The sequence below is a fragment of the Marinospirillum sp. genome (assembly GCF_044810985.1).
Classification (GTDB): domain Bacteria; phylum Pseudomonadota; class Gammaproteobacteria; order Pseudomonadales; family Halomonadaceae; genus Marinospirillum.
On record NZ_CP085242.1, the window covers coordinates 1,252,479 to 1,279,408 of the forward strand.

Annotated in this window: 30 protein-coding genes and 2 pseudogenes; 11 read left to right on the forward strand and 21 right to left on the reverse strand. The window is 53.8% G+C overall.

Annotated features, from left to right (window positions below; genetic code table 11):
* Window positions 1-3: 3 nt before the first annotated feature.
* Genes rlmH through LG323_RS05990 form a run of 4 tightly spaced genes read right to left on the reverse strand, consistent with a single transcriptional unit; the run spans window position 4 to window position 2,759 of the window.
* On the reverse strand, window positions 4-471 hold the full coding sequence (gene rlmH, locus LG323_RS05975; protein WP_404419852.1) for a 23S rRNA (pseudouridine(1915)-N(3))-methyltransferase RlmH: 468 nt from the start codon (window positions 469-471) through the stop codon (window positions 4-6).
* Window positions 468-818, reverse strand: coding sequence for a ribosome silencing factor (gene rsfS, locus LG323_RS05980; protein ID WP_404419853.1), 351 nt, complete (start codon window positions 816-818; stop codon window positions 468-470). Before rsfS ends, rlmH begins: the two co-directional genes overlap by 4 nt.
* Before the next feature lie 2 nt (window positions 819-820).
* The gene (gene nadD / locus LG323_RS05985; protein WP_404420113.1) at window positions 821-1,522 is read right to left on the reverse strand and encodes a nicotinate-nucleotide adenylyltransferase; all 702 of its coding nucleotides are present in this window, start codon (window positions 1,520-1,522) and stop codon (window positions 821-823) included.
* Window positions 1,503-2,759: a glutamate-5-semialdehyde dehydrogenase gene (locus LG323_RS05990; RefSeq protein WP_404420114.1), complete on the reverse strand. Its 1,257-nt coding sequence runs from the start codon at window positions 2,757-2,759 to the stop codon at window positions 1,503-1,505. The genes nadD and LG323_RS05990 overlap by 20 nt, the downstream gene beginning before the upstream one ends.
* A 280-nt stretch (window positions 2,760-3,039) precedes the next feature.
* On the opposite strand from LG323_RS05990, the gene LG323_RS05995 reads away from it, so the two are divergent.
* Both LG323_RS05995 and LG323_RS06000 read left to right on the forward strand, forming a co-directional pair.
* On the forward strand, window positions 3,040-3,927 hold the full coding sequence (locus LG323_RS05995; protein ID WP_310696956.1) for a hypothetical protein: 888 nt from the start codon (window positions 3,040-3,042) through the stop codon (window positions 3,925-3,927).
* Window positions 3,924-4,913 (forward strand): GGDEF domain-containing protein, encoded by a 990-nt coding sequence (locus LG323_RS06000; RefSeq protein ID WP_404419854.1) that lies wholly within the window; start codon window positions 3,924-3,926, stop codon window positions 4,911-4,913. Before LG323_RS05995 ends, LG323_RS06000 begins: the two co-directional genes overlap by 4 nt.
* On the opposite strand, the gene LG323_RS06005 is transcribed toward LG323_RS06000, so the two are convergent.
* Complete coding sequence (locus tag LG323_RS06005) at window positions 4,910-5,530, reverse strand: flavin prenyltransferase UbiX (protein WP_404419855.1); 621 nt, start codon at window positions 5,528-5,530, stop codon at window positions 4,910-4,912. The genes LG323_RS06000 and LG323_RS06005 overlap by 4 nt on opposite strands.
* Complete coding sequence (mpl, locus tag LG323_RS06010) at window positions 5,530-6,891, reverse strand: UDP-N-acetylmuramate:L-alanyl-gamma-D-glutamyl-meso-diaminopimelate ligase (protein ID WP_404419856.1); 1,362 nt, start codon at window positions 6,889-6,891, stop codon at window positions 5,530-5,532. Before mpl ends, LG323_RS06005 begins: the two co-directional genes overlap by 1 nt.
* A gap of 180 nt (window positions 6,892-7,071) precedes the next feature.
* Between mpl and LG323_RS06015 the strand changes: the two genes are divergently transcribed.
* Together LG323_RS06015 and LG323_RS06020 are read left to right on the forward strand one after the other, a co-directional pair.
* Window positions 7,072-8,331 (forward strand): 6-phosphofructokinase, encoded by a 1,260-nt coding sequence (locus LG323_RS06015; RefSeq protein ID WP_310696960.1) that lies wholly within the window; start codon window positions 7,072-7,074, stop codon window positions 8,329-8,331.
* Between the two features lie 18 nt (window positions 8,332-8,349).
* Window positions 8,350-8,790 carry a VOC family protein gene (locus tag LG323_RS06020; RefSeq protein WP_310696961.1) on the forward strand — a complete coding sequence of 147 codons (441 nt, stop codon included), beginning with the start codon at window positions 8,350-8,352 and terminating at the stop codon, window positions 8,788-8,790.
* Window positions 8,791-8,798: 8 nt separating this feature from the next.
* On the opposite strand, the gene acpS is transcribed toward LG323_RS06020, so the two are convergent.
* The 4 genes from acpS to LG323_RS06040 all read right to left on the reverse strand — a co-directional run bounded on the left by acpS (window position 8,799) and on the right by LG323_RS06040 (window position 11,312).
* On the reverse strand, window positions 8,799-9,179 hold the full coding sequence (gene acpS / locus LG323_RS06025; protein ID WP_404419857.1) for a holo-ACP synthase: 381 nt from the start codon (window positions 9,177-9,179) through the stop codon (window positions 8,799-8,801).
* Window positions 9,179-9,664, reverse strand: coding sequence for a YajQ family cyclic di-GMP-binding protein (locus tag LG323_RS06030; RefSeq protein WP_310696963.1), 486 nt, complete (start codon window positions 9,662-9,664; stop codon window positions 9,179-9,181). Before LG323_RS06030 ends, acpS begins: the two co-directional genes overlap by 1 nt.
* A 74-nt stretch (window positions 9,665-9,738) precedes the next feature.
* A complete protein-coding gene (locus LG323_RS06035; RefSeq protein ID WP_404419858.1) occupies window positions 9,739-11,028 on the reverse strand; it encodes a type II toxin-antitoxin system HipA family toxin in 1,290 nt (429 codons plus the stop codon).
* Window positions 11,025-11,312 (reverse strand): transcriptional regulator, encoded by a 288-nt coding sequence (locus LG323_RS06040; RefSeq protein WP_404419859.1) that lies wholly within the window; start codon window positions 11,310-11,312, stop codon window positions 11,025-11,027. The genes LG323_RS06035 and LG323_RS06040 overlap by 4 nt, the downstream gene beginning before the upstream one ends.
* A gap of 311 nt (window positions 11,313-11,623) precedes the next feature.
* On the opposite strand from LG323_RS06040, the gene LG323_RS06045 reads away from it, so the two are divergent.
* Window positions 11,624-11,896: a type II toxin-antitoxin system Phd/YefM family antitoxin gene (locus tag LG323_RS06045; RefSeq protein WP_404419860.1), complete on the forward strand. Its 273-nt coding sequence runs from the start codon at window positions 11,624-11,626 to the stop codon at window positions 11,894-11,896.
* A gap of 28 nt (window positions 11,897-11,924) precedes the next feature.
* Complete coding sequence (locus tag LG323_RS06050) at window positions 11,925-12,149, forward strand: Txe/YoeB family addiction module toxin (protein WP_310696972.1); 225 nt, start codon at window positions 11,925-11,927, stop codon at window positions 12,147-12,149.
* 61 nt (window positions 12,150-12,210) lie between these two features.
* Here the strand turns inward: LG323_RS06050 and LG323_RS06055 are convergent, their stop codons facing one another.
* From LG323_RS06055 to LG323_RS06065, 3 genes are all read right to left on the reverse strand, one after another.
* Entirely contained in the window at window positions 12,211-12,615 is a 405-nt protein-coding gene (locus LG323_RS06055) for a VOC family protein (RefSeq protein WP_404419861.1), read from the reverse strand.
* A gap of 85 nt (window positions 12,616-12,700) precedes the next feature.
* Window positions 12,701-13,102 carry a type II toxin-antitoxin system HicB family antitoxin gene (locus LG323_RS06060; RefSeq protein WP_404419862.1) on the reverse strand — a complete coding sequence of 134 codons (402 nt, stop codon included), beginning with the start codon at window positions 13,100-13,102 and terminating at the stop codon, window positions 12,701-12,703.
* 1 nt (window position 13,103) lies between these two features.
* Window positions 13,104-13,292: a type II toxin-antitoxin system HicA family toxin gene (locus LG323_RS06065; protein WP_404419863.1), complete on the reverse strand. Its 189-nt coding sequence runs from the start codon at window positions 13,290-13,292 to the stop codon at window positions 13,104-13,106.
* A gap of 302 nt (window positions 13,293-13,594) precedes the next feature.
* Here LG323_RS06065 and LG323_RS06070 point away from each other — a divergent pair.
* Window positions 13,595-14,319, forward strand: a pseudogene (locus LG323_RS06070) (IS3 family transposase); the annotation flags it as partial.
* Between the two features lie 28 nt (window positions 14,320-14,347).
* On the opposite strand, the gene LG323_RS06075 reads toward LG323_RS06070, so the two are convergent.
* Window positions 14,348-15,471, reverse strand: a protein-coding gene (locus LG323_RS06075) for an IS3 family transposase (protein WP_404420115.1) whose coding sequence is annotated in 2 segments (ribosomal slippage) — window positions 14,348-15,264 and window positions 15,264-15,471 — 1,125 coding nt in all. Because the reading frame shifts where the segments join, the coding sequence is not laid out codon by codon here.
* A gap of 134 nt (window positions 15,472-15,605) precedes the next feature.
* On the opposite strand from LG323_RS06075, the gene istA reads away from it, so the two are divergent.
* The 3 genes and pseudogenes from istA to LG323_RS06090 form a co-directional block, all read left to right on the forward strand.
* Window positions 15,606-17,123, forward strand: a complete 1,518-nt coding sequence (gene istA / locus LG323_RS06080) for an IS21 family transposase (RefSeq protein ID WP_404416226.1) — start codon at window positions 15,606-15,608, stop codon at window positions 17,121-17,123.
* On the forward strand, window positions 17,110-17,850 hold the full coding sequence (gene istB / locus LG323_RS06085; RefSeq protein ID WP_114418945.1) for an IS21-like element helper ATPase IstB: 741 nt from the start codon (window positions 17,110-17,112) through the stop codon (window positions 17,848-17,850). The genes istA and istB overlap by 14 nt, the downstream gene beginning before the upstream one ends.
* A 171-nt stretch (window positions 17,851-18,021) precedes the next feature.
* Window positions 18,022-18,432, forward strand: a pseudogene (locus LG323_RS06090) (IS3 family transposase); the annotation flags it as partial.
* Window positions 18,433-18,545: 113 nt separating this feature from the next.
* Here the strand turns inward: LG323_RS06090 and LG323_RS06095 are convergent.
* From LG323_RS06095 to LG323_RS06105, 3 genes are all read right to left on the reverse strand, one after another.
* Window positions 18,546-19,130 carry a DUF4231 domain-containing protein gene (locus LG323_RS06095; protein ID WP_404419864.1) on the reverse strand — a complete coding sequence of 195 codons (585 nt, stop codon included), beginning with the start codon at window positions 19,128-19,130 and terminating at the stop codon, window positions 18,546-18,548.
* 75 nt (window positions 19,131-19,205) lie between these two features.
* The gene (locus LG323_RS06100; RefSeq protein WP_404419865.1) at window positions 19,206-20,402 is read right to left on the reverse strand and encodes a putative sensor domain DACNV-containing protein; all 1,197 of its coding nucleotides are present in this window, start codon (window positions 20,400-20,402) and stop codon (window positions 19,206-19,208) included.
* A 92-nt stretch (window positions 20,403-20,494) separates the two neighbouring features.
* On the reverse strand, window positions 20,495-21,259 hold the full coding sequence (locus LG323_RS06105; RefSeq protein ID WP_404419866.1) for a hypothetical protein: 765 nt from the start codon (window positions 21,257-21,259) through the stop codon (window positions 20,495-20,497).
* A 249-nt stretch (window positions 21,260-21,508) separates the two neighbouring features.
* Between LG323_RS06105 and rfaH the strand changes: the two genes are divergently transcribed.
* Window positions 21,509-21,997, forward strand: coding sequence for a transcription/translation regulatory transformer protein RfaH (rfaH, locus tag LG323_RS06110; protein ID WP_404419867.1), 489 nt, complete (start codon window positions 21,509-21,511; stop codon window positions 21,995-21,997).
* Here the strand turns inward: rfaH and LG323_RS06115 are convergent.
* The 4 genes from LG323_RS06115 to pdxJ are packed head-to-tail and all read right to left on the reverse strand — an operon-like array spanning window position 21,975 to window position 26,928.
* Window positions 21,975-22,895: a ketopantoate reductase family protein gene (locus LG323_RS06115; protein WP_404419868.1), complete on the reverse strand. Its 921-nt coding sequence runs from the start codon at window positions 22,893-22,895 to the stop codon at window positions 21,975-21,977. The two genes, rfaH and LG323_RS06115, sit on opposite strands and share 23 nt — an antisense overlap.
* Window positions 22,896-22,898: 3 nt before the next feature.
* Entirely contained in the window at window positions 22,899-24,797 is a 1,899-nt protein-coding gene (locus tag LG323_RS06120) for a hypothetical protein (protein WP_404419869.1), read from the reverse strand.
* Window positions 24,794-26,182 carry an AmpG family muropeptide MFS transporter gene (locus LG323_RS06125; protein WP_404419870.1) on the reverse strand — a complete coding sequence of 463 codons (1,389 nt, stop codon included), beginning with the start codon at window positions 26,180-26,182 and terminating at the stop codon, window positions 24,794-24,796. Before LG323_RS06125 ends, LG323_RS06120 begins: the two co-directional genes overlap by 4 nt.
* Complete coding sequence (gene pdxJ / locus LG323_RS06130; RefSeq protein WP_404419871.1) at window positions 26,179-26,928, reverse strand: pyridoxine 5'-phosphate synthase; 750 nt, start codon at window positions 26,926-26,928, stop codon at window positions 26,179-26,181. The genes LG323_RS06125 and pdxJ overlap by 4 nt, the downstream gene beginning before the upstream one ends.
* Between the last annotated feature and the right edge of the window lie 2 nt (window positions 26,929-26,930).

Genomic DNA, 26,930 nt, shown 5'->3' on the forward strand with positions numbered 1-26,930 from the left:
AACTCAACGATGATAAGGGTGCCCAGACAAAAGCGTCCAGGCACGATAGAGCTGTTCGGCCAGCAGCACTCTGACCAGCGGGTGGGGCAGAGTCAGGGGTGACAGTGACCAGCGTTGTTCGGCCTGGGCCAGGCATTCTGCAGAGAGGCCGTCGGGGCCACCGATCAGCAGGGCAACATCCCGCCCGTCCATCCGCCAGTCTTCTGCCTGGCTGGAGAGTTGTTCACTGCTCCAGGCTTTGCCTTTGACATCCAGGGCAATGACTTTTTCCTTGCCTTTCAGACGTGCCAGCATCGCATCCGACTCTTTCGCCAGGGCCTTTTGCAAATCACTGCCGGGGCGGCGCTGTCCCAGGGGAATTTCTTCAAAAACCACACGGAAGTCAGCAGGCAAACGACGCAGGTATTCTTTCACACCTTCCTCAACCCAGCCGGGCATCTTCTGCCCGACCGCAAGAATACGTATTTTCAAGACCCGACCTGATCTTCAACCAGGGAGAAGTCTCCCCAGAGTTTTTCCAGATCATAAAAGGCCCGGGTCTGTTCCTGCATGATGTGCACCAGCAGATCACCCAGATCCACCAGCACCCATTCTCCGGCATCCTGACCTTCAATGCTCAGAGGCGTGACTCCGGTCTCCTTGAGGGAGCTGACCAGGTTAGAGGCCAGGGCACTGACCTGGCGCGATGACGTACCGGTGGCCAGTACCATGAAATCCGTCACACTGCTGGCTTCGCGAACATCCAGCTCCAGCACGTCCCTGGCTTTCAGATCTTCCAGTGCGTTCAGCACCAGGTGTTTCAATTGTTCAACTTGCATGGCTACTCTTGTTCAGAATCATGGGATGGGCAATAAAGCCCCTGGCTGAGCAGATAGTCTATCACTGCATCCGGCAGAAGGTAACGCACCGAAGTCTGCTGAGCCAACAGCCGACGTATATAAGTGGCGGACACCTGCATGGCACTGGGTAACGCCAGACGCAGAATGCGTCCGGCCGGTTGACTGTTCAGGGCCTCACCGGCACGCACTTCATTTCTGGACAGCAAATTCAGCAACTCCTGGGAAGCAGGCTTTTCCTGCCCGGGCCGGGCGATCACGATCAGATGCGCCATTTCCAGCAAGCGCTCCTTGCGTGACCAGGTGGGTAAACCCAGAAAGGCATCCCAGCCCAGCACCATGGCCATGGGTTGCTCCGGCCCATATTCCTTGCGCAACTCGGCCAGAGTGTCAATCGACCAGGAAGGGCCGGGGCGCTGCAGTTCCCGATCATCCGCCTGCAGCAGGGGTTCAGGGTCAACGGCCAGGCGCAGCATGGCCAGACGATCCTGCGGGCTGGCACCCGGCTGGCCGCGATGCGGTGGCAACTGACAGGGAATCAGGTGCACCTTCATCACCGGCAGCACCTGGGTGAGTTCCAGGGCCGAGCGCAGATGGCCGTTGTGTATGGGGTCAAAGGTGCCCCCATACATAAGAACCAGTTTTTGAGTGTCCGTTAAAGGCGGATTACTGGCGGATATGACCATCACCAAAGACAACGTATTTCTGTGAAGTCAGGCCTTCCAGACCCACGGGGCCACGGGCATGAATCTTGTCCGTGGAGATACCGATCTCGGCACCCAGACCATATTCAAAGCCATCCGCAAAACGGGTGGAGGCATTGATCATGACCGAGCTGGAATCCACTTCATTCAGAAAGCGCCGTGCGCGAGTGTAGTTTTCGGTCACGATGGCATCGGTATGATGGGAACCATACTGGTTGATGTGCTCAATGGCCGCATCCAGGGAATCCACGACACGAACCGCCAGAACCGGAGCCAGATACTCGGTTGACCAGTCGGAATCAATGGCCGCCTGCATGCCGGGCACCAGTAAACGCGAACGCGAACAACCCCGCAGCTCAACACCTTTTTCAGCATAGGCTTCGGCCAGCAGAGGCAGAAGGCTGGCGGCCTGATTTTCGTGAATCAGTAGCGTTTCCATGGTGTTGCAGGTGCCATAGCGATGCGTCTTGGCATTGATGGCAATCGCCTGAGCCTTGTCCGGATCAGCCTGCTGATCGATATAGACATGACAGACACCGTCCAGGTGCTTGATCACCGGAATACGGGCTTCTTCGCTGATGCGCTCAATCAGACCCTTGCCACCCCGAGGCACTATCACGTCCACGTATTCACTCAGGGTGATCAACTGGCCAACCGCTTCACGATCCGTGGTATCCACCACCTGTACGGCTTCGGTCGGCAAACCGGCAGCCTTCAGGCCTTCTTTTAAACAGGCTGCAATGGCCTGATTGGAATGCAGAGCTTCAGAGCCACCCCGTAAAATGGCGGCATTGCCGGATTTCAGGCAAAGGCTGGCTGCTTCAACCGTCACATTAGGGCGGGATTCATAAATAATGCCAATCACCCCCAGAGGCACCCGCATTTTACCCACCTGAATACCACTAGGGCGGTAATTCATGTCGGTGATGGCACCCACAGGATCGGGCAAGGCAGCCACCTGCTGCAAACCTTCAATCATGGCCTCCACCCGTGCAGGCGTCAGCTCCAGGCGATCCAGCAGGGCTGAATCCAGTTGCTTGGCGGCACCGGCCCGCATATCCAGGGCATTGGCTTCCAGCAATTGCTCGCGCTGAGTGTTCAGGGCCTCGGCTGTGGCCAGAAGCGCTTTGTTTTTGGTTGCAGTGGTCGCTGCCGCCACCAACCGTGAGGCCTGACGTGCATCGCGGCCAAGTTTCTGCATATAGTCAGCAATGTTCATCATTCATCTCTTTTTGATGGATGTTTCTTTTATAAGATGTGAACCCCTTGGCATTATACGCAAGTCGAAGGCTTTACCCTAGTATTGCAAAAAGGCTTCTGATCCCCTGCGACAATTTTAGACATCTATTATTTGCTCTAAGGTTCCTTGCAGGATAACATTGAGTTACAATACCATCGCCAAGGGAGGGTCAAGTCAGCCAGTGAGGCATTTAGACAGCTTTATTCCATCACCCTGCCCCGGGCAAGGCGAGATAACTTAACTTAAGGTTTTTCCAGCTATGGGACTACTGGAGTCCATACGCACACTGACCTGGTGCCAATTGCTGGCAGGCAGTTTTTTTGCCTTGTTTTCAGCCTGGTATTTCTATACTGGCGATCAGCTGCTGGCTCTGGTTTACCTTTCCGGCTGCCTGGTACTTCTAGTTCACCTGCTGCCCGATCCCCTTTTATCCAGTGACAAGCGCCAAACCTTAACCCTTCTGGCTTTTTTTCTTTATACCCTGGTTACCCTGGTGTTACTGATTACACCGGAACACTATCTTTCCCTGACCCAACTGAGCCTGCACCTGGCTTTTCCGTACCTGGCTTTCAGCCTGTTGCCTTTTCGGCCGGCCCTGTTACTGGTACTGGGATTTGCTCTGCTTGCCAATCTTCTGGCCATGCTGCATCTTGAAGGCAGCCTGAGAGTCACTTTTCTTGCCGCCCTCTGGCTGGTCACCCTCATGACCTCCGTCTACAGCTTCACTCATCAGTTGCGCCAGCAGAATCTGAAAAACCGGCTCAACCGCGACCTGCACAGCGGTCTGTTCAATCGCAGACAACTCCATGACGACCTGGTCAAAGAACAGCAGAGGGCTCAGCGCGAAGGAACCGCCCTGGGACTATTGCAACTGGAACAGGAAGCCGGTCAGCCCTGGACAACAAAACAGCTGACTGAGCTGAGCCAGTGTTTTGCCCCTTTTGAGCGCATCTACAGTTTATCCACCCAGGCTCTTATCGTGCTTTTGCCACTGGGGGATAAAAGCCAGCTTCAAGTACGCCAGGAGCAGGTTGGAACGGAACTTCCCTGGGCCCGTATCCATGCCTGCAACTGCGCTCCGGATGCTCAGCCAACCAGCCTTCTGGCCGCTGTCCAGGCCGGAAATCAAAAGGACCCAGGTGCATGAGGCGTGCGTTCAGTCAACAACAAAGACGCGTCACAGCCAGCCTGTATCTGGTGCTGGGTTTGGGTATGGGTCTGCTGGCCACCCAGGTTTATTTATCCGGTTATTATCAAGCGATTTTATTGCCCGCCTTGCTGACCCCGGTTTTATTGGGCCTGGGTCTGCTGCGCTGGCAAACCAGCAGCCATTTACCCTATGATCCGGCTGCAGTCACCGCCCTCATCTGTCTGGCTGTTTTCCTGTTGATTCAGCCGGAAACCCTGTCCGGTTTTACCCACTGGCATTTTGCCGGTTTGTTTTATCCCCTGATTGCTTTCTATTTGCTGCCCAACACGGCTTCACTGGCATTAAGTCTGCTGCTTTTATCAGGCCTGCTGGTTCTGCGTCTCGACAGTCTGGGGCTGGCCGATCAATTGATTTTTTGCCTGCAGTATCTGCTGTTGTTGACCAGTGCCTGGCTTTACGGCCTGAGCAGCCGCCTGAAAACCCGCAAGCTGGAAAAACTCACCGGGCAGGATGCAGTCACCGGGCTGCTCAATGCTGAACACCTGCAGTCCCGGCTGCATGCGGAAGTCGCCCGCTCCCGCGCCACCCAGCGCCCCCTGGCTTTGCTGCTCATCGAGTTGCATCAGTTCCCTCTGGTGCGCGAGGAACTGGGGCAAGCCAGTGCCGATGCCTTTTTGCAGGAAACCAGCCAACTGACGCTGAACACCTGCCGCACCGGTGATGAAGCTTTTCGTCTGGATGAACTCACGCTCTTACTGCTGCTGCCCAACACCACCATCAATGGGGCTCTGGTTCTGCGGGAAAGGCTTTACCATCGCCTGCTGCATGAAGTGATTTGTGAACTCGGCCCACTGGACACCACCATCACCCCACTGGTTCTCCAGCCCGGCGAAAAATCCGAAGCCCTCTGGCAGCGCATTGGTGACAGCTGTTACCACACCCTCAGTGAAAGGGTTGATGACCAGTTGGCACCCACGCCTTAACGTTCCCCCCAGCGCTTAACCAGCTCCTGCGGCAAGCCCAGGTGATCCAGTATCCGCGCCACCACAAAATCCACCAGATCATCCAGCGTCTTTGGCTGGTGGTAGAAACCGGGGCAGGCGGGCATCACTACCGCACCCATTTGCGTGAGTTTCAGCAGATGTTCCAGGTGCACCTGATGCAAGGGCATTTCACGGGGCACCAGAATCAATTGCCGTCTTTCCTTCAAGGCGACATCCCCGGCTCTTTCAATCAGGTTGTTACTTGCTCCGGTTGCCAGCGCCGAGAGGGTGCCGCCTGAGCAGGGACAAATCACCATGCTGGAAGCCGCTCCGGAACCGGAAGCCGCCGGAGCAAACCAGTCTTCACGACCAAAAGCCCGAACCTGACCCGGCAAATGCTGAAAACGCTCGCTCAATTGCGCCGTCAATTTTTCCGGGTTGGCGGGAAGATCTTCATTCGTTTCGGTGACAATCACCAGATGCGCAGCCTTGGAAATCATCAGATCCACTGTACAGCCTGCGGCCAGCAGGCATTCCAGCAATCGCAATCCGTACTGGGCTCCGGAAGCTCCTGTCAAAGCCAGGGTTACTCTTTTTGTCGATTCAGCCACTGCCATCAGCTGTTCTCCTCGGCCAGTCGGGCCAGTAGTTTTTGATGCAGGCCACCAAAGCTGCCATTACTCATCAGCACCAGATAATCACCGGCCTTGGCCTCTTTCGCCACAGCCTGGCAAAGCGCCTCCAGGTCGGTAAAGTTCTCGCCTGAATTCAGCTCGGCGGGCGACCAACTCATCTCCTTGCCCTGAAACCAGAAGACCTGATCGGCAGCCTTCACACTCTCGACCAGTGCAGACCGCAGCGTGCCCAGCTGCATGGTGTTGGAACGTGGCTCGATCACCGCCAGCAATCGCCCCTGGCAACGTGGCCGGATGCCCTGCAAAGTGGTGGCTATGGCTGTGGGATGATGGGCAAAATCATCAAACACCTGAATACCGCCCACCTCACCCAGCTTTTCCATGCGCCGTTTGACGCCCTTGAATTCAGCCAGGGAAGCCAGAGCAGCCTGGGGCCGAACCCCGACATGCCGGGCCGCTGCCAAAGCCGCCAAAGCATTGTAAATATTGTGATCGCCCGTCAAATTCCAACGCACTTCACCCAACTTTTCACCCTGCAAAGAAACCAGAAAGTGCGAGGCATCCGCTGCCAGCTTTTCAGCCTGCCAATCTCCTTTTTGCAAACCCAGGCTTTCCGACTCACTCCAGCAACCGCGTGCCAAGACTTGCTGCAAGGCGGCATCACCCGCCGGATAAATCACTTTTCCCTGCTCCGGCAGGATGCGCAGCAGGTGATGAAACTGAGTCTGGATCGCGGCCAGGTCGGCAAAAATATCGGCGTGATCGAATTCGAGATTATTCATCACCAGGGTGCGGGGGGCGTAATGAACAAATTTGGAACGCTTGTCGAAAAAAGCCGTATCGTATTCATCGGCTTCAATCACAAAAAAAGGACTGGCCCCCAAACGCGCCGAAACCGGAAAATTGCCCGGCACGCCACCAATCAGAAAACCCGGCTGCATTCCGGCAGCTTCCAGCAACCAGGCCAGCATGGAGGCCGTGGTGGTTTTGCCGTGAGTGCCCGCCACCGCCAGCACCCAGCGGGGCTCGGCCTGGCGGCCGCGCAACACTTCATCATGCAGCCATTGCGGGCCGGAAGTATAAGGTAAGCTCGAATTGAGCAGGGCTTCCACGCAGGGCAGACCCCGGCGCATGACATTCCCGACGATCACCCGATCCGGCTGAAAATCCTGGGGATCATAATCAAACCCCTGGTGAAGCTGGATACCGGCTGCAGCCAGCTGGTCACTCATGGGCGGATAAACCTGGCGATCCGAACCACTGACCTCATGGCCGGCTTCCCTGGCCAGAATCGCCAGTGAACCCATAAAGGTTCCGCAAATACCCAGAAAATGCAGATGCATAATCGCAAAAACTCCTCAGACCCAGCATAAAAGCAGGCAGTTTAGCATGCAGAAATCAAATACGGGTGACCGGTCACAAAGAGGCCATGCAGAGCGGGGCAGAATCCGTTAAAATGCCAAGAATTTTTTCGCAATTGCTGCCTTGCAGCAATCATCAACCCAGCAGGAGCTTTATTTCCTATGGCGAAGCAAAACGCCTTTTATGCCCAATCCGGCGGTGTCACCTCAGTCATCAACGCCAGTGCTTGCGGCGTCATTGAAACAGCCCGTAAGCATGACGATCAGATAGGTACTGTTTATGCCGGTCGCAATGGTATTCTCGGTGCTTTGACCGAAGAACTGATTGATACTTCAGCCCTGTCCGATACCACCGTCCAGGAGTTGCGCCATACCCCCGGCGGTGCTTTTGGCTCCTGCCGCTACAAACTGAAAGACATCGAAACCCACCGCAGCCAGTATGAGCGCCTGATTGAAGTCTTCAAGGCCCACAACATCGGTTACTTTTTCTACAACGGGGGCAACGATTCCGCTGATACCTGCCTGAAAGTGGCGCAACTGGCCGAATCCATGAACTACCCCCTGAAAGCTGTCCACATTCCCAAAACAGTGGACAACGACCTGCCCGTCACCGACAACTGCCCCGGCTTTGGTTCTGTGGCCAAGTACATAGCCGTCTCCACCCGCGAAGCAGCCCTGGATATTGAATCCATGTGCGCCACTTCCACCAAGGTTTTCATTCTGGAAGTCATGGGCCGTCATGCCGGTTGGATTGCCGCAGCCGGTGGCCTGGCCGGTCAGAAGGAAGGCGATGCGCCGCATCTGATCATCTTCCCGGAAATTCCTTTTGATCGTGCCACCGTCATGGCTCGCGTTGATGACTGTGTGAAAAAATACGGCTACTGCGTGATCGTGATTTCCGAAGGTGCGCGCTATGCCGATGGCACCTTCCTGGCGGATGCCGGCACCACCGATGCTTTCGGTCACAAGCAATTGGGCGGCGTGGCCCCCACCGTAGCCGGTATGATCAAGCAGGATCTGGGTTACAAATACCACTGGGCAGTGGCCGATTACCTGCAGCGCTCGGCTCGTCACCTGGCCTCAGCCACCGATGTCGCCCAGGCCTACGCTGTTGGGGAAGCTGGCGTCAAACTGGCTCTGGAAGGCAAGAACTCCGTGATGCCCACCATCGTGCGTGCCAGTGAAGAACCCTACCGCTGGGAAATTGGTGAAGCCTGCCTGTCCGATATTGCCAACGTGGAAAAATTCATGCCCAGGGACTACATTACCCCTGATGGTTTCGGCATCAGCCAGGCGGGGCGGGACTATCTGGAACCCCTGATTCAGGGTGAAGACTACCCGCCCTACAAAAACGGCATGCCTCAGTATGTCGAGCTCAAGCACAAGCTGGCCGAGAAAAAACTTCCTGATTTTCAGCCCTAAAAGCAGAGCGAGGCACAGATGCAATACCTGCACACCATGCTGCGCGTCAGCAACCTGGATGAAACCCTGCACTTCTTTTGTGATCTGTTGGGACTGAAGGAAATCAGCCGCAAGGATAACGACCAGGGGCGTTTTACCCTGGTTTTTCTGGCAGCACCGGATGATGAAGCCAGAGCACGCGAAGACAAGGCCCCCATGGTTGAACTCACCTACAACTGGGACCCGGAAGAATACAAGGGCGGGCGCAACTTCGGCCATCTGGCCTATCGTGTGGAAGACATCTACGCCCTGTGTGAAAAGCTGCAGAAAGCTGGAGTCACTATCCTGCGCCCACCGCGGGATGGCCACATGGCCTTTATCCGCACCCCGGATAAAATCTCCATCGAGCTGCTGCAAAAGGGTGACCCCCTGCCCCCGCAGGAACCCTGGGCCAGCATGGGCAACACCGGCACCTGGTAAGCGGCTGCTCAGGCGGTTTCCAGTACCACAAAGGCCAGGGCATGCTCCTGCTCATCACTCAGAGACAGGTGAACCCTGGCCACTCCCTTTTCAGCCGCCATTTCCGCGGCCCGACCCGACAGGCTTATCAGCGGCTTGCCCAGTTCATCATTGCTGACTTCCAATTGTTGCCAACCCAGCCCGTCACGCAAACCCGTACCCAGCGCCTTAAGCAAGGCCTCCTTGGCCGCAAAGCGCTTCGCCAGAAAAGCTCCGGGGTTGGGTGCTTTGGCCAGCCCAGCCTGTTCGGAGGGTGTCAGTAAGCGTCGACTGATGGCCTCCCCACGGCGCTCCAGCAGATCCGAAAAACGCTGGATACGCGCCAGATCGGTGCCAATTCCAACCAGCATCAGTCGCGAAAATTATTGAATTGCAACGGCATATCCAGGTCGGCACCCTTGAGCAGAGCCATCACCTGCTGCAGATCATCACGCTTCTTGCCCGTCACCCGCACCTGATCGCCCTGAATCTGAGCCTGCACCTTGATTTTGGAATCCTTGATCATCTTGACGATCTTCTTCGCCAGATCACTTTCAATCCCTTCACGCAGCTTGACCGGCATACGAGCGGTTTTATTGGCTTCAACAACATCACCTTCTTCCAGACAAGCCAGATCAATGCCCTTGCGCACCAGCTCATTGCGCAGAATATCCAGCAACTGCTGCACCTGAAACTCCGCCTCAGCATGAAGAATGACATCATTATCGCCGGACTGCTCAAAACGCGCATCCACCCCTTTAAAATCAAAGCGGTTACCCACCAGACGATTGGCCTGATCCACAGCATTGGTCACCTGGTGCTTATCCAGCTCGGAAACCACATCAAAAGAAGGCATAACAACTCCTCAAAGTAGAAAAAATAACTGGAGTGATTATACCCGGCTTGGCAGGTGGCAGGAACTCTACGCAATCAGTTCAGCAATGCCTTATTATCCTGCCAGGTGGCATTGAGCTGCTTTTCAATCAAGCCTGTCGTTTCTTTACTGACACCCAACTCCCCGGCAATATTTGTAAAGTCGGCCAGGGGTTCAATCACTTTTGCAATCTCTCTCTGGGCTTCTTTCCAACTGGAAAAGCTGGCTGCCTTGGCCAAACGCTGAATCGCACTGATTGGTGGCTTTTTGCCGTAACCGCAAAAGGCTGTGGCCTGTTCACCATAGGGGTGGGGACTAAAGGTGACATCATAAAAAGGCGCAGGTAACCACTGGCCTGAGTCATCCTGCAGGAAAGCCCAGTTTTTACTGTGATCATCCTGATTGCAGGCAAAGAGGTTGAAAAGAGCGCGCTGAAATTGCAAACGTCCAGCCACAGGGCTTTTACAAACCAGACTGGTGGCTTTAATCAAGTCTTCATAATCCAGGCTGGGCACTCGGAAATCAGCATCCAATAAACCACAGGCAGTGTGCATATGCAGCCTTCCAGCCGGGCCTTTTGCTTTTTCCACCCAGTCGAAACGTTTCAATGCCAGCCAGTGGCGCTGAATGCCCTTATCTTCAAAGCTGATCAACTGCCACTCAGGCACCTGCAAGCCGGCTTTTTCTGCCAGGGTTAAATAGGCCGCTTCACACAGGCCCTCTTCATGCCCCAGCGCCAGGTGTTGAGAGGTGAATTTGACCAACCAGGCCTCATCACCGGATTCAGGATAGGTCCGGCAGGATTGTAACTGGCCCGGTGAACAATAAACCTGGGCTTTAGGTCGCGCACCGCCAGAACTGCCTGCGGCAACCAGTGAACGGAGTACTTCCTGAGTCTGGCCTTCAAACAAAGCCCGGGCTTGCTCACCCAACTGATGAAGATGAATGGCTTCTTTGGATTCCCGGTAGAAACTCGATACCGGCCCGTAACTTAAAGCACCCATGCCTCGCTCTCCGACAAAAGCCAGACGATCCATGGCAGTGACCTGAGCCGGCAAGATGCCCTCTTGACGAAAAACACGATCCATCAACAGGTTGCCCCAGCCATCAGGGAGGGAGTCGGCAAAAACACCAGGCAAGCCCTGATGGGGGTCAGCCGGTGCTTTTTGTAAGCTGGAATCAAAATTCAGCCCAAAGGGAGACAAGTTGGAAAAGTTCTTCAGATAATCATCTGCATACTGGAAATAAACCCCTTGAGCATTCTGTGCCAGCCAACCAACCAGCACCTGCTCTACATTGCTTAAAGTACGCCAGACTTCAAGCTTCTTTACAGGTGCAAAGCTCATGAGTTCAGTACCTCATCGATGGTTTTAGGCTCGGCTTTTTCTTCAGGTACAGACTGAGTCAAACCCTGCAAACGCCCCAAATCATCCAGGCACTGCCAAAGCAATAAAAACTGCCTCAGCGAAATCTGGCCGGTGAGCTCGAACTTCTTCAGGGTGGGCGCAGGAACACCAGAGCGCTCCGCCAAAGCAGCGCGGGACAACTTTTGTTTTTTGCGTTGCGCATGCAGGTAGTCGGCTAAACCTTCCTGCAGATCAGCAGGTGACAAGAGCTGGAGACGATTCATACAAGATACCCTGAATGGATACAATAATAACCATTATAGACCATATAATCGAATTTTGGATATTATGGTATCTTTTTTTATGGAGTGGTAATCGGTTCAGTAATCCTGAAACCCTCGCCTGCAGAGCAGACTCCTACAAACAACCTCAGCAAATTCTCAAGGGTTCAGTTAACCTGGCTATCACCTTACTCACCTGATAGAAACTTCTGTAGGAGCTCGCTCCGCGAGCGATTACTCCCCCTTCTGGAACTGGCCTTGTCAGGGCTATTACGCTATAGTTGTACGGAGTTTCCGTACGCAAAGGTGGGGCCATGGATATAATCAGTGTAAACAAATTCAGAGACAATCTAAAAAGCCTTGTCGAACAGGTTATCAGCAGACATGAACCCCTCAAGGTGACACGTCGGGCCGGAGAAGCTTTCGTGGTTATGAGTGCTGAGGACTGGGAAAGAGAACAGGAAACCCTGCATGTTCTTCAGAACCGAGACCTGATGCAACAGATCGCGACATCCCTCGATACTCACAACCGCGGCCAAGGCTACACACCCACTGATGAGCAGATGAATGAGATCACTGGTATTTGAGGGCAGTACCTGGGAAGCCTACGAAAGGATGCGAGAAAAAGACAAAAAGCTGCACAAAGCACTCTGCAAATTGCTGAAAGAAATGCTCCGCTCTGACGACCTATCAACAGGCACCGGGAAACCCGAACAACTTAAACACAACCTATCAGGCTTGTGGTCAAGACGCATCTCCCAGAAGGACAGGCTCATATACCGATATGACGACAAATCCATTTATATTTTTGCCATTGGTGGGCACTACGACCAGCATTAACGAGCAGGTTTCATTACCAGGAAAACCAGAATTGAAGTGGAATGGCCAAGGGTCAACCCAATTACGTCAGATCCTGATAAGGGTTGTAGGCCACTTCCCAGTAATGACCTTCAGGATCTTGAAAGTAACCGGAGTAACCGCCCCAGAAAACCTCTTCTGCCGGTTTGACCAGTTCCGCTCCTGCAGACACTGCCTGACGAAGAACGGCATCAACTTCTGACTTGCTTGTAACATTGTGGGCAAGAGTAATGCCAGAGAAACCAGCCTGAGTAGAAGCTGCAACCCCGATATCCTTGGCCAATTCCTCCCGCGGGTAGAGCGCTAACCAGGTTCCTTCCAGACTGAAAAAGGATATGTTCCCGCCGTCAAAGTCATGCTTTGGCAGACCGAGACCTTCGGCATAGAAACGAGTGGCCCTCTCAAGGTCATCCACACCCAGCGTGATAATACTGATTTTTGGTTTCATGATTCCCCTCCTGCAGCCCTGGACGAGCTGCTCCACACTGATATCTCACCTCTGCTTCTGGCACTTCAGGAAGTTTCTTGGCAGTTTACCGATGGGCTGCCATATACTCAGTCACGGCTTGAGCCAACAAGCCTGAACGCGACTCACCATGACTTTTGGCATAGTGATCAACAGTACTTAACAGACGTTCAGGAATCGTGATATTCACGCGCCTGGATTTCACGGAAAGCTTTGATAGATCAATATCAACCAAAGCCCAGATACCACCAGCATATTCTTCGTTCTGATGGTGAGTTTCTATTGAAGAAGGCACAGGAATTGCCTCACCATCCATGAGCATCCCCTCTAAATGGCACTCGATTGCTTCACGAGCCATTTCAATAGCTTCTTCCAGAGTATCACCTGCCGAAAAACAGCCTGCTACATCGGGCACTGTAACGCCATAATCGGTGTCGTTGTCTTTATGAATGACAATTGGGTATCTCATATTACCTCCACTCCCAGCCTGCCTGACGATAGATGCTGCGAACAGTCCCTATAGGCAGGTCTTTTTTAGGATGAGGAACAGTAACCTTCGTGGCACGAGCAGGATGCTTAAACTGATGATGATCACCCTTCACATGATGGAGCACCCAGCCTTCTGCCTTCAGTTTCTTGATGATGTCTTTACTGTTCATTGATACACATTATACACACTGACAGACAGCTTATATAACAGACTGAGTCCAGAAACCCGGCTTTTGCTGCTGGATGAACATAATAGGTCATTTGGTCAGAATTCCAGTTTTCTTCAAAACATACAACTGGAAACAAGCTGAACTGAATCATTATCAATCACTTGCGTCCTGCGTTGCACTTCAAGTTGCCAAGCAGACTTAAGCTCTGCTTGTTGTAAACCACTAACAGCCAGAGATGTGAGGTGGTCTAATGGATTTGTACAACCCAGTTAAGCATAATCAACTTAACTGAGGTGAAAGCAATGACAACACGCAAGAAATACTCCAAAGAATTCAAACTGGATGCCATCAGTCTGGTGCTTGAACAGAATTACACCCGAACTGAAGCCGCAAGAAGCCTGGGCATCAACTCCCAGATGCTGGGGCGCTGGGTGCAGGAACACCGGTCTGATGAGGGTCAGTCCTTTCGTGGTAATGGCAAGCTGACCCCCGAGCAGGAAGAACTCAGAAAGCTCAAGGCCCAGGTCAAACGCCTTGAAATGGAAAGAGATATATTAAAAAAGGCGACGGCATTCTTTGCAGCCGAAACGAAATAAAATATTCGTTCATCACCCAGCACAAGAATGCCTACCCCATCAGCCTGCAGTGTCAGGTATTGGGTGTCAGTCGCAATGGCTATTACCAGTACCAGAAGCGTCTGGAGAATGGCCCGGATAACCCTTTGCGTCAGGAAATGCTGGAAGAGGTCAAGAACATTGCCGAGAGTGCAGGCTATGTCTATGGTAGCCGTCGAATGCAGCGAGCACTCAATGCACTCGGCTACCCGGTGAGCCGAAGCAAGGCCAGAAAACTAATGCGTGAGGCGGGTGTTCAGGCCCGTCAGCGCAGGAAATACAAGGCCACGACCAACAGCAACCATGGTCATCCGGTCTTCGACAACCTGCTCAAGCGCAAGTTTGATGTGCCTCAGCCTGACCAGGCTTATGCCTCCGATGTAACCTACATCTGGACGCAGGAAGGCTGGCTGACGTGGTCAAGGTTTTTGTGACACCCAGTTAAGCCGCCTCTTTCACTTCCGACCACTGCTGCTCAAAATGATTTGGGCTCATATAGCCCAGATAGGAGTGCAGCCGCCTGCCGTTATAGAACATACTGATGTACTCCAGAATGTCCTGTTGGGCTTCATGGCGTGTCTGGTAACTCCTCCAGTGCACCCGCTCCTGCTTCAGGCTGCCAAAGAAGCTTTCCACAACAGCATTGTCCCAACAGTCACCTTTCCTGCTCATGCTGCCTCGGATGCCGTGGGCTTTCAGTAAACGTCGGAACGCTTTGCTGGCATACTGGGAACCCCGATCCGAATGGTGGATTAACCCGGCCTGGGGTTGTCGTTGCCACAGAGCCATCTGCAAGGCATCGCAAACAAGCCTCGACTTCATTCTTGAACTCATGCTCCAGCCCACCACCCGGCGTGAACACAGGTCGATGACAACAGCCAGGTAAAGCCAGCCTTCCTGCGTCCAGATGTAGGTTACATCGGAGGCATAAGCCTGGTCAGGCTGAGGCACATCAAACTTGCGCTTGAGCAGGTTGTCGAAGACCGGATGACCATGGTTGCTGTTGGTCGTGGCCTTGTATTTCCTGCGCTGACGGGCCTGAACACCCGCCTCACGCATTAGTTTTCTGGCCTTGCTTCGGCTCACCGGGTAGCCGAGTGCATTGAGTGCTCGCTGCATTCGACGGCTACCATAGACATAGCCTGCACTCTCGGCAATGTTCTTGACCTCTTCCAGCATTTCCTGACGCAAAGGGTTATCCGGGCCATTCTCCAGACGCTTCTGGTACTGGTAATAGCCATTGCGACTGACACCCAATACCTGACACTGCAGGCTGATGGGGTAGGCATTCTTGTGCTGGGTGATGAACGAATATTTTATTTCGTTTCGGCTGCAAAGAATGCCGTCGCCTTTTTTAATATATCTCTTTCCATTTCAAGGCGTTTGACCTGGGCCTTGAGCTTTCTGAGTTCTTCCGGCTCGGGGGTCAGCTTGCCATTACCACGAAAGGACTGACCCTCATCAGACCGGTGTTCCTGCACCCAGCGCCCCAGCATCTGGGAGTTGATGCCCAGGCTTCTTGCGGCTTCAGTTCGGGTGTAATTCTGTTCAAGCACCAGACTGATGTGTTAATGGCCAACTAAACTGACCCGCTTCTGGCCATTAATTTTGACCCACCCCCAAGGTGGCTTTGGCCACCAAAACCAGTACCTTCCCTCAACGATGATGATTAAGGGGAAGGGTTTTGAAGGAGTGGGTTGTGATTCATAAAATCAAAGCACTACACGACAACGGCCAGGGTCTTTCCGTCCGAGCCATCAGTAAGCAGTTGTCCATCTCTCGCAATACCGTTCGCAAGTATCTGCGTCTATCGGAAGAAGCCATTCAAGGTCAGCAATCAGACCCCAGTCGCAGCAAAAAGCTGGATGATTACCGCAGTTATCTGGTGTACCTACTGGGTGAGTTCCCCAAGCTGAGTGCGGTGAAGGTTGCTCGTAAGCTGCGTACTAAATATGGCTCCATCCCTGCATCTGATCGAAGTTTGCGCCGTTATATTCAACAGCTGCGCCAGGAAGTGGCTGTAGCTCAGGTTCGCTACTTTGAACCCATTATTGATGATGTGGCCGGTGTTCAATGTCAGGTTGATCCCGGCGAGCTGCGAGGCGTTCGGGTCGGTGATCAGGAGGTCACCCTTCACTTTGTTGTCTTCGTGCTCTCTTTCTCGCGTCTGATGTATGTGGGCCTGAGCTTCCAGCCCCTTGATACCCAGGCCTTTATTCAACTGCATGATGAAGCCTTCCGGTATTTTGGCGGCATCACCGAAGAGTGTGTTTATGACCAGACCAAGCTGGTGGTGATCAAGGAGCAATACCGGGAAATCGAGGCCAACCAGCGCTTTTACCAGTATGCCACCACCGCAGGCTTTAGAATCCATGCCTGTGAAGGCTATGACCCCCAGAGCAAGGGCAAGGTGGAAGCTGGGGTCAAATACGTCAAGCAGGACTGCTTTTATGGCGAACACTTCACCTGTCAACAAGCCGTGAGAGACCATCTGCAAAACTGGCTGGATGAAGTGGCCAACCGTCGTGAGCATGGCACCACCGGCCAGATCCCCCACACCGTTTTTATGGCCGAAGAACGAACTCAGCTGAAGCCTTACCTGGCCCCCAGCAGTCTTCGTCAGCCTTCGGCGATTGAAACTCGTCGTGCGGATAAAACCGGTCTGATCAGCTACCAAGCCAATAAATACTCCGTGCCTCTGGCCTGGCAGCAATCTCAGGTCGGTGTAATGCAGCAGGAAGGCCGTCTGGTCATTACCGACCTAAACACTGGTGAGACCCTGGCCGAACATACCCTGTGCCTGGAAAAGGGGCGCATCATCAAGAACAACAACCACTACCGGGACAGGGAAGCTCGGGTGGCGCAGCTGGAGACCGAAATCAGTCAAATGCTGGGAAAGGCTCTGGGTCAGACACTCTGCCAGCAGATCAGGCGCTCAGAGCCTAGAGTCGTCAAGGATCAGCTGGTTGCCCTGAAATCCATCCTGGCTCACCTGGAGCCGGAAGATCGAAAGCTGCTTGTGCAGCTGGCCGAGCGGCCCGGCATTACCGCTGGCAAGATCAAACGCTACCTGGAGGCGGAACGTCAGGCGCGGAGCAAAGGGCGTTATCCAGATCACGGTCTGCCAGAGGCTACTTCGGCCAACCATGTAGACCTCTCGGCTTACCAGCGACTTGGCCAGTCCAGTGGCCAGGAGGTGACCCATGGGGCAGCTTGAACAAACCCGCGCCCGCTGCAAAAGCCTGAGGCTGACCTGGATGGCTCAACAGCTCCCTCAGCTGCTCGGTGAAGCTGAAAGTAATGACTGGTCTTATCTACAGTGTATCGACCACCTGATGGGCTATGAGCTGAAAGAACGCGATCAAAAACGCATCCAGCGTCACTTCAAACAAGCTCACTTCCCGATGGAAAAGCGCCTGGATGACTTCGACTATCGTCACCAGACCACCATCAATAAACGCCAGATCAGTGCGCTGCTGGACTTCAACTTCCTGGATCAGCGCCAGAACCTGGTGTTCATCGGGCCACCGGGAGTGGGCAAAACCCACCTGGCCATTGGCCTGGGCTACAAAGCCATCGAAGCCGGTTACAAGGTGCTGTTCAAAACGGCCATGACCCTGGTGGAAGAGCTGGAACTGGCTGAAAAACGCGGTGAACTGAAAAAGCGGATCAGCCTGCTGGCCAAAAACGACCTGCTGATCATTGATGAGCTGGGATACCTGCCCATGAGCCGCCAGTCCCGCTATAACCTCTTCCAACTGGTCAACAGCCTGTATGAGTACCGCTCCATCATCCTGACCACCAACAAGGACTTCACCGACTGGGGAGAGTTCTTCCATAACGACAATGTGGCCATACCCATCGTAGACCGGATTATCCATCACTCACACATCTTCATGCTGGGAGGAGAAAGCTATCGACTGAAAGAAAAGTTAACCAACTAACGCACCAGGTGGGTCAATTTTATTGGCCAAAGGTGGGTCAAAATAAATGGCCATTGACATGATGGCATCCAGTTTGAATTCTTTGGAGTATTTCTTGCGTGTTGTCATTGCTTTCACCTCAGTTAAGTTGATTATGCTTAACTGGGTTGTACAAATCCATTAGACCACCTCAGGGTGGTGGGCTGGAGCATGAGTTCAAGAATGAAGTCGAGGCTTGTTTGCGATGCCTTGCAGATGGCTCTGTGGCAACGACAACCCCAGGCCGGGTTAATCCACCATTCGGATCGGGGTTCCCAGTATGCCAGCAAAGCGTTCCGACGTTTACTGAAAGCCCACGGCATCCGAGGCAGCATGAGCAGGAAAGGTGACTGTTGGGACAATGCTGTTGTGGAAAGCTTCTTTGGCAGCCTGAAGCAGGAGCGGGTGCACTGGAGGAGTTACCAGACACGCCATGAAGCCCAACAGGACATTCTGGAGTACATCAGTATGTTCTATAACGGCAGGCGGCTGCACTCCTATCTGGGCTATATGAGCCCAAATCATTTTGAGCAGCAGTGGTCGGAAGTGAAAGAGGCGGCTTAACTGGGTGTCACAAAAACCTTGACCACGTCAATGACTGTCAATGACAGATGAAGAAGGATCACTAGCTCAGCGATTCAATGTTGGCTGCTGACGCGGCCAAAAAAATCTGCGGCCTATTGCCAGGCAGAAGGCTCATAGGAGTTAACATTCGCTTGAATCCGCGCTCTTTCCTGTTCTACTAGCGAGGGTTCCCTGACTTTTTTCCGTTCCTGAACTCCTATAGCGGTTTCGTAGTCAGTCCCTTTGGTGGTAAGCGCTTCTGCTTCTTGATTGATGGTGTTGTACTCACCGTTAATCCGATGTATCTCACTCGAAACTGCATCGACACCAATGATGCCGTCGAAGTAGAGCGCAATTAAACGCTCACATTCCCGCGCCAGAGCAAGGTATTGGTTAGCGACAGCTCGATGCCCTTCATATTCTTTCTGAAAATGGAAGAATGTTTGCACCCCACCAAGCACAGCTGCGAAGAGCGCTAGGCCAGCCCCGGCCCATTTTGTCCAAACTGGGAGCTGTGAGCTAAGCTCAGCAAAAAAAACGGATCCCAGTAATAAGTTAATTACGATAATCGGAACACCAATTAGGACATGGTAGCGCCGACCCCGCCCAGATGCAGCGAAGTGTTTGTGCTTGCCTAGATGACAATTCCACCGCAGCTTATCCAAAACACCAATCGTATAAGGAATAGCATCGGTCATAGATTCTCTCTCGCTACGTTAGTTCGTTGAAACTGCCCTCGAAAAGAGGAACTTCGAATCAGATTATTTGGATGCTTATACAAACATGGAAGTTGTGCAGTCCGGCCATACTTCAACAGTTTCCCCATCTTCGCTTCTAAACGCCCTAATTGGGCCGTCTTGAGAAATTACAAATGCAATCGCGTGCGGTACAGCTGCGGCGAAGTCCATTGCAGACCGGTGACGCGTTCCGTAGCGATTAACGGCAAAAGGTTGCCCGGAAGGAGATCCAAAGCCATCTCTTCCAATAGTTGGAATGAACGATGAGCGCGGCGCCGTCAGCGTGGCGCCGAAGGCGATGACTTCCAAATCGAAAGTTAGAATCAAAGCACCGTCGACGGCAGCAAGCTGTGAAATTCTTTGTATCGATTCATTGGCCACCTTTCGGTACGAGATGCTCTTAGCAATGTCTCTCTCACATTCCATACATTTTTTCAGAGTCTCTTTAAGACTGACTGAGCCGTGTAATTTATATTTGCTCGCAAAACATGAATCGACTGATGCTATGTCCGGCGGTAGAAGGACAATTGTGCCGCCATGGCCGCGAAGTGACGCTTCTGAAAGCAGGAGCTCTAGACCATCTCTGATGTAGTGCCAATAACTCATGCCTGCAGAGCCGAATATAGGATCCTTTTCAACAACTGCATAAACGTGCCGTCCCAGAGAATGGCTTGTGAAGGGGGTGGGCTTAGCTACCTTAAAGTAGCCCGCGTGGAAAGTGCCTATTAGACTATTGCCACGTGCAACGGAGAATGCAGCACGCCCTTTTGAAATCACAGTAAAGATGTCGGGTCTGAAGTTTGCCCCTCCAGCGACTCCAACGGGCACCTCAGAGAATCGGTTATGCCCTTGAGCGTGTGACCATAGCCCCCAATATTCCAGCGTCCCGTTACCACTATTCCAAAGCAAAACGATTGTTGTCAGCACCGGATCGAAAGCTGGCGCAAGCTTTGCCAAGCTCGCCGCAGAGAACTCTGATTCGGAGTCCAGCCGCAGAGGAGGGTGCATTGTCGGACCAACCAAACTATTGGGGTCTTGATCCCAGACCAAACCCACTGAAAAGTGAATTGGCAGCCCCTCTTCATCCCGCAAAGTAGCAAGAAAGCACTCATCCAAAAAGCAACGAATTGCATCGACAGGCGGGGATGAGAGCTTAGACCTTCCTCTATGCGGATGTTCCTGGTCAGCGCGCCAAGCGTCGAGAATTTGGTCTGTATATTTAGGATCAAGCATTAGACAAAACTACCGAGGTCTTTCGTTGTTAACGCTTTGGGTTTGCGTCTTACCAGAGCGCCAGCGTAGGTGCGCTCGAGAACAGTCATTTGTTATGAATTTTGAAGTAGGCCAGTGACTGCTTCGGCAGCAGTCTGCCCCTTTTCAATTAGGTTCACATAAGCAGTTGCAATGCGATCAGCATCAACGACTGCATTTCCTGAGCGCTTCAATGAGGCCCACAACCCTGCCACCTTTGCAGCTTCTTCCCGATCATCCTCATTTCTCAGATCGTCTGCGCGAGCCGCTAAATCTGCAAATCCCTCAGAGAATGCCTTTCGGATTGACTCCGCCCCCTTGATTGGGTACTGCCTGATAGATTTTTCGATAATACCCATTTGCCCGGCGAGGAAATCATACACATGGCCAGACAATGAACTGTTTTCTATTTCCTGCCTCAGCTCCTGAACCCGATCAAGAATGTTCTGCAACTCTTCATGCTCAATTGGCTCTTCTTCGGGAAGCAACGCAGCACAATATTTCAGACAAAGTACCACATCAGGCTGAAGGTATTTTTTGTAGTTCTTCCAAGGCGCGGCAAGATTTGTAACCGAAACTGTTTTCGAAACTCGCTCTAGGTATGGCCTATACAAATCAGCAGGGATTTCAACAGTAGCCATTAACCTGTAAATACTGTCGACCTCCTCTCGTACAAGCTGTAATTGAGCATAGATTGGATGCGGATCTGATTTAGCAGTCGCTTCATTCAGGCCCAACAACGATGCCCACACCTCTGCCGTGGATTTATCATCCGGCTGGCTCGACGCTTTTTGCACGACTGAAAGAATTCTATGTGCGGAATTAGTCATGTCAGCCAAATAAGGCTCCTCTTTGATTCATAATCATTTTACTTTTAAGCCAGCTCAATCCCCTAACGAAGCTGACCCATGCTTTCCCTCAAAAATACCGGCTTTGCGGGTCTAAGTCTATTGATTCAAGGCACTTACAGGTCAACTTCTGAGCTTGCTTGGTGTTCTGCGTGGCGCTGTTTGCATGCCTTCCAACCCTGGAGGTTGCACTCTTGTGACGCTGGCGTTATTGTGCCGGTCTTCTGCAAGGGGGTAAGAATGACGAGTCGTAACTGGTATGTGATTCAGTGCAAGGCCAAAGAATCTTTTCGAGCTGCTGAGAACCTGGAAAATCAGGGCTTTGAGGTCTTTCACCCCTTTATTCAGGTGGAGAAGGTGCGCCAGGGCAAGTTGAAACTGATTGATGAACCCCTTTTCCCCTATTACCTGTTTATCCATCTCAGTGAAGTGGCTGATAACTGGCGTCCGATCCGCTCGACACGCGGTGTTTTGAAGCTGGTGAGTTTTGGTCATCAGCCGGTGCGGGTGGCCGATGATCTGGTGGAGATGTTGCGCGAACGGGTTGCGCCCCAGCCGGAAGATTATCTGAAAGCCGGTGATCGGGTGTTGATTGAGGAAGGCCCCTTCAAGGGTCTGAATGCGATTTTCCAGACCAAGAAGGGTGAAGAAAGGGTCATACTGCTGCTGGATCTGTTGCAAAAACAACAGCGTCTGGAAGTGCCGGTCAAGGCGATTCGGCCACTTTGATCTTGTCGTAAAGCTTCTGGTGTTGGCTGAGCTTGAGCCCAAAGGGTTTGGCCGCTTTCAGCAGGGTGCCGGTGATGTAGTCTATTTCTGTGGTGCGCCCTGCCTGGATATCCTGCAGCATGGAAGAGCGATTGGCGGCAGTAGCCAGAATGATTTGCTCCACCCGATACGCCAGCCCACCTTCGGGTTCGGGAATCCCCAGGCGCTTGAACACTGCCAGTAATTCTTTCACCAACCGCTCCACCATTGGCTGGAATTCCCGCCCTGCCAAAGCGCCGTTTTCCACCTGATAGGCAGCCGTCAGCGGGTTAATCACCGCATTTACAGCCAGCTTGTGCCAGAGTACCGGGCGGATGGGTTCCACTTTTTCAGCATCCAACCCTGCGATGGTCAGGCGGCTCACCCAGGTATCCGCGGCTTGTTTATTGGCTCCCGACCAGCGCCCCAGTTGGGTTTTGCCTTTTCCGGCATGTACTACTGTACCCGGATCTTCCAGATAGGCTCCTTCGGTAACACTGGCGGCCAGCAAGGTTTGCTGGTTGCTCAGAAGCTCTGCAACCTCTGACTGGCTGCCCAGACCGTTTTGCAGCATCAGGATTTCAGCATCGGCGCTCAGGTTGGCTTGCCAGGTTTGCAAGGCAGAGGCAGCCTGACCGGCCTTGGTGGTGAGAATCAGGCGGTCGATCGCCAAATCGGGAGTAGGCTGGCTGATCACGCGCATAAACTGGCGCTGAGAGCGGCCCCCCTGCTTGTCTTTGAGGGTAACGCCCAGGCTCAGGGAAGAAACCTTCTCGGGTTTGACCAGCAGATTGACGGAGCGCCCCATGCGGGCCAGGCGTGTGGCATACAGCAACCCCAAACTACCGGCCCCGAGAACACTGATACTTGCTTCACTCATGAATCATCCTATTTGCTGACGGGCTTTAATCAGGGCCCGATACCATTCCCGCTTGAGAGCCCCGACCCTGGGTGGTCGCAGACTCAGGAAACTGACGGGGCCATTGCCCGTGCTGGCCTCGTAGTTGGAGAGCATGTCCAGCATCTGGGAACGTGCTCCATAGGCCTCAATCAGAAAATTCCGGGCTTCTTCGGTCAAGTCCACACGATAGTGCTTGACCAGAGCCACAGCCAGGCGTTCAGCGGCATGGCTCATGTCCTGTTGGACTTCCCGAGCCATGGAGGAACCCAGAGCGGCTTTTTCGGCAGCGCTCATGTTCGGTTCCAGTCCGCCCAGATAGGTGGCGTTGGTGGCATTGATGCCGCGTTGTACGCCAGGCCGGGAGAGTCTGATATACGGCTCCAGGGCCAAAGCCACTTCCACAGCCAGTTGCCTGGCCCCTTCCAATGTCAGGGGACGCGAGCGGCCATTATGCCGGGTGAAAAAACGCCGTCCGCGCTTTTCCAGTTGTTCGCCATGCAGGTATTTGACCAGATGCTGGCAGACCGCCACTTTTTCTTCATCGTTCAGGTAGCTGATTTTTTCCAGTATCCGCAAACCCATGCGCCCTGGCCCCAGGCGCAGCTTGCTGGCCTGGTCACCGAATTTTTCCGCCAGTTCATTCCATTCTTCCGAAGCTTCCAGAAGCCCGGCGTGGGCTTTACCCAGTTGCTGGTAGCCCTGGCGGGCGGCCTTGTAGAGATTCAGGCATTTGCCCAGGACATCGGCCTTGCTGCGCAGTTCGGTCAGGCTGGTGAGTTTTTTGTGCCGGGCCTGTTTGGCCAGTTGGGTGACTTCGGCAGCCAGGCGGTCAATGATTTCTTCAACCCGAACCACCAACTCCTGGGCGGAAAGCCCATTGGGCAGTTGTTCGTGGGTGGCTTCATCGGTTTCCACCAGAAACCCGGCCATGGCACGTAAACGGTTGCTGCCGCTGGCCTGGGCAATCCGGTATTGGCTGCGTTTTTGTTCCAACTCATCCAGGGCCCGAGCGAGCTTCCATTGCCCGGAATAGCTGAACAACAGCAGGGGAATTTCCCGGCCATTGATGAGCTCAAAAGCCAGAATCAGCATTTCTTCCACATCCTGCAGGGTCATCAGCAGCAGGTTGTCTTCTTCAATGGCGGCCAGCACCCGCTCGATAAAAAAGTCATCACGCGGCACGCCTTTTTCCAGTTGCGGCGCTTCGCCATTGAAGCGTTCACGCAGCACACTGGCTGCTTCCGGGGAGACATCATGCAGCCATTCCAGAGCCAGTTCGATGCGTTCACGATACTGGCGGCTCAAATCCCGCACCCGTGAATAAAGCCCGGCGCGTCGATAGGTTTCAATACGCCCCAGAATCTTGGCCAGCTCACCGTCGCCGGTTAGCTCCTGGGCTGCAAAAGCCACCCCGTCCGGGGTGAGTTCAATGCGCCGCAGCAGTTGCAAAGCCGCTTCCCTCTGGCGAGCCTCGCCTTCTTCAAAGCTTTCCACAATCAGGTCACGCACCGCCAGAATCAGGTCGGCCAGCTTGTCGATGGCTTCACTGACGTCCTGCTGGGCCTGCTCTTGAACATGCCCACGCGTCATGTCATAGATGACCTTGGCACTGAAAGCCACCAGGCCGGAAAACAGCGTGAAGAGGAAGAAATAAAGCAACGTCTGGCCGGGCGGTGATTTGCCATAAGCGGCATAGAAGCCCCCGTACAGCCCGACCAGAGTGACCGGCCCGGCCGTCCAGATGATGCTCAGCAGATTGCGTGTCCAGTAAACGCGGTGCACAACCCGGCTGATGCGCTCGATCTGCTCATTGCCTTCCCGGTCGAGTGAAACCCTGGCTGGCTCATTGCGATCCCGGTCTTTGCCCCTAAGCCATTTCACGAGGAGCCACCCCCTTTGTCTTCAGCTTGCCGAACCTGCAAGGGGGCCGGAAAGTATTTCATCAGCACCCAGAGTAGCGGCAGTCCAATCAAAGCAATAATCGCGGTGAGGAGAAAGAAAAGTGCCCAGTCACCGCCCAAGCTGTCGACCATCCAGCCACTGGATGCCGAAAGCCAGATGCGGGCCAGGTTGCCCAGCGAAGCCAGCAGAGCATACTGGGTGGCCGTGTAGGCGGAATTGCACAGGCTGGACAGATAGGCCACGAAGGCCACCGTCACCAGACCTGTGGTGAAGTTGTCCGTAGCCAGAGCAATGATAAACACCAGCCAGGATTGCCCGGAAACGGCCAGCCAGGAATAGGTCAGATTGGTGATGGCCGTGGCCAGACCGGAAAACAAAAGTGCCTTGAGCACGCCAACGCGGGCCACCAAGACGCCACCCACAACGATGCCCAGAATGTTGGCGGCAAAGCCGTAAATCTTGGCCACCTCGGCAATTTCCGTGAGGCTGAAACCCAGTTCCCGATAAAAAACACCGGACATCCGCCCCAGCAGGGCATCACCCAGTTTGAAGACAAAAATAAAGACGAGAATCCAGATCCAGCCTTTGCGCCGGGTGAATTCGGCAAAAGGTGCAATCAGGCTGACATAGATCCAGCCCAGCGCATGACGCAGCATGGCCGGCAATTCCCGCCAGCGCTCCAGTTGGGCCAGGGCGCGGGATTCTTCCGCCAGGGTTTCAGCCGGTGGGGGGCGTTTGGGTTCCGGGCTGCTGAGAATCGCCACCATCCCCACCAGAACCCCGCAGGCCAACAGCAGGTAAGCCATATTCCAGCCAAACTGATCGGCCAGATAAAGACCACCAGCCGCCCCCACCAGAGTGCCGCCCAGGTGCCAGCCCCAAATGGCTGCTGCGGAACCACTGCCGTATTGGTGGGGTTCCAGCACTTCAATACGGTAGGCATCAACCACAATATCCTGGGTTGCAGAAACAAAGGTGACAAAAAGCACCCCCAGGGCCACCAGCTGCAGGTTCTTTTCCGGGTGGGTAAAAGACAGAAGTGCAATCGCCAGCAACAGCAGAAGCTGGGTGAAAAGCGCCCAGCCGCGTCGCCGCCCGAAACGGGCGGAAAAGTAAGGCAGTCTCAGGCGATCAATCAGCGGAGCCCAGAGAAAGTTAATGGCATAGGGGGTGGCAGCCAGGGCAAAAAGGCCGATATCGGTGCGACTGACACCCACATCCCTGAGCCAGATGGACAGGTTGGAAAACACCAGGGGAGCCGGAAGGCCACTGGAAAAACCCAGAGCCAGAAGCGTCAGCATCCTGCGGTCGCGATAGGGAGCGGCCCAGGTTGCCAGGGTGTTGATCAGTTGCTGCCCGATCATCCCTGATCCGGCTTGTGTTGGGCGCGTTGAATCAAGGCCTGCATTTCCTTGACGGCGGCATCCAGCCCCACAAACAGAGAGTGGGCAATCAGGGCATGGCCGATATTCAGTTCATTGATGCCCGGCAGAGCGGCTATGGGTTCCACATTGTGATAGTGAAGGCCGTGACCGGCATTGACCACCAGACCTTTTTGCAGGGCATAGGCGGTTGCATGGCGAATTCTCTGCAGCTCCAGTGCCTGATCCGATGGGCTTTGGGCATCGGCATAGGCCCCCGTGTGCAGCTCAATCGTTGGCGCACCAACCGCGACCGCAGCATCAATCTGTTTTTCATCAGGATCAATAAACAGGGAGACATCAATACCTGCTTTAGCCAGGCGCTGGCAGACTTCAGTCATTTTCTGCAGCTGACCGGCAACATCCAGCCCGCCTTCGGTGGTCAGTTCCTCACGCTTTTCGGGAACCAGACAGACGTGCTCAGGGCGCAGTCGCTCCGCGTAGTCGAGCATAAAATCTGTCACCGCCATTTCAAAATTCATGCGGGTCTGTAAAACCTGCTGGATGAGTTCCACATCCCTTTCCTGAATATGGCGACGGTCTTCACGCAGGTGCAGGGTAATGCCATCCGCACCGGCCTGCTCGGCCACCAGAGCAGCCTGTACCGGGTCCGGGTAACGAGTTCCCCGGGCTTGTCGCAAAGTGGCAATGTGATCAATATTAACGCCCAGTAACACACGCTGATTCATGA

What these genes read in the sequence shown, in the direction of transcription:
- rsfS (WP_404419853.1), bottom strand. Translation starts at nt 818, where the DNA reads ATGCAAGTTGAACAATTGAAACACCTGGTGCTGAACGCACTGGAAGAT.
- nadD (WP_404420113.1), bottom strand. Translation starts at nt 1,522, where the DNA reads ATGGTCATATCCGCCAGTAATCCGCCTTTAACGGACACTCAAAAACTG.
- LG323_RS05990 (WP_404420114.1), bottom strand. Translation starts at nt 2,759, where the DNA reads ATGAACATTGCTGACTATATGCAGAAACTTGGCCGCGATGCACGTCAG.
- LG323_RS05995 (WP_310696956.1), top strand. Translation starts at nt 3,040, where the DNA reads ATGGGACTACTGGAGTCCATACGCACACTGACCTGGTGCCAATTGCTG.
- LG323_RS06000 (WP_404419854.1), top strand. Translation starts at nt 3,924, where the DNA reads ATGAGGCGTGCGTTCAGTCAACAACAAAGACGCGTCACAGCCAGCCTG.
- LG323_RS06005 (WP_404419855.1), bottom strand. Translation starts at nt 5,530, where the DNA reads ATGGCAGTGGCTGAATCGACAAAAAGAGTAACCCTGGCTTTGACAGGA.
- mpl (WP_404419856.1), bottom strand. Translation starts at nt 6,891, where the DNA reads ATGCATCTGCATTTTCTGGGTATTTGCGGAACCTTTATGGGTTCACTG.
- LG323_RS06015 (WP_310696960.1), top strand. Translation starts at nt 7,072, where the DNA reads ATGGCGAAGCAAAACGCCTTTTATGCCCAATCCGGCGGTGTCACCTCA.
- LG323_RS06020 (WP_310696961.1), top strand. Translation starts at nt 8,350, where the DNA reads ATGCAATACCTGCACACCATGCTGCGCGTCAGCAACCTGGATGAAACC.
- acpS (WP_404419857.1), bottom strand. Translation starts at nt 9,179, where the DNA reads ATGCTGGTTGGAATTGGCACCGATCTGGCGCGTATCCAGCGTTTTTCG.
- LG323_RS06030 (WP_310696963.1), bottom strand. Translation starts at nt 9,664, where the DNA reads ATGCCTTCTTTTGATGTGGTTTCCGAGCTGGATAAGCACCAGGTGACC.
- LG323_RS06035 (WP_404419858.1), bottom strand. Translation starts at nt 11,028, where the DNA reads ATGAGCTTTGCACCTGTAAAGAAGCTTGAAGTCTGGCGTACTTTAAGC.
- LG323_RS06040 (WP_404419859.1), bottom strand. Translation starts at nt 11,312, where the DNA reads ATGAATCGTCTCCAGCTCTTGTCACCTGCTGATCTGCAGGAAGGTTTA.
- LG323_RS06045 (WP_404419860.1), top strand. Translation starts at nt 11,624, where the DNA reads ATGGATATAATCAGTGTAAACAAATTCAGAGACAATCTAAAAAGCCTT.
- LG323_RS06050 (WP_310696972.1), top strand. Translation starts at nt 11,925, where the DNA reads ATGCGAGAAAAAGACAAAAAGCTGCACAAAGCACTCTGCAAATTGCTG.
- LG323_RS06055 (WP_404419861.1), bottom strand. Translation starts at nt 12,615, where the DNA reads ATGAAACCAAAAATCAGTATTATCACGCTGGGTGTGGATGACCTTGAG.
- LG323_RS06060 (WP_404419862.1), bottom strand. Translation starts at nt 13,102, where the DNA reads ATGAGATACCCAATTGTCATTCATAAAGACAACGACACCGATTATGGC.
- LG323_RS06065 (WP_404419863.1), bottom strand. Translation starts at nt 13,292, where the DNA reads ATGAACAGTAAAGACATCATCAAGAAACTGAAGGCAGAAGGCTGGGTG.
- istB (WP_114418945.1), top strand. Translation starts at nt 17,110, where the DNA reads ATGGGGCAGCTTGAACAAACCCGCGCCCGCTGCAAAAGCCTGAGGCTG.
- LG323_RS06095 (WP_404419864.1), bottom strand. Translation starts at nt 19,130, where the DNA reads ATGACCGATGCTATTCCTTATACGATTGGTGTTTTGGATAAGCTGCGG.
- LG323_RS06100 (WP_404419865.1), bottom strand. Translation starts at nt 20,402, where the DNA reads ATGCTTGATCCTAAATATACAGACCAAATTCTCGACGCTTGGCGCGCT.
- rfaH (WP_404419867.1), top strand. Translation starts at nt 21,509, where the DNA reads ATGACGAGTCGTAACTGGTATGTGATTCAGTGCAAGGCCAAAGAATCT.
- LG323_RS06115 (WP_404419868.1), bottom strand. Translation starts at nt 22,895, where the DNA reads ATGAGTGAAGCAAGTATCAGTGTTCTCGGGGCCGGTAGTTTGGGGTTG.
- LG323_RS06125 (WP_404419870.1), bottom strand. Translation starts at nt 26,182, where the DNA reads ATGATCGGGCAGCAACTGATCAACACCCTGGCAACCTGGGCCGCTCCC.
- pdxJ (WP_404419871.1), bottom strand. Translation starts at nt 26,928, where the DNA reads ATGAATCAGCGTGTGTTACTGGGCGTTAATATTGATCACATTGCCACT.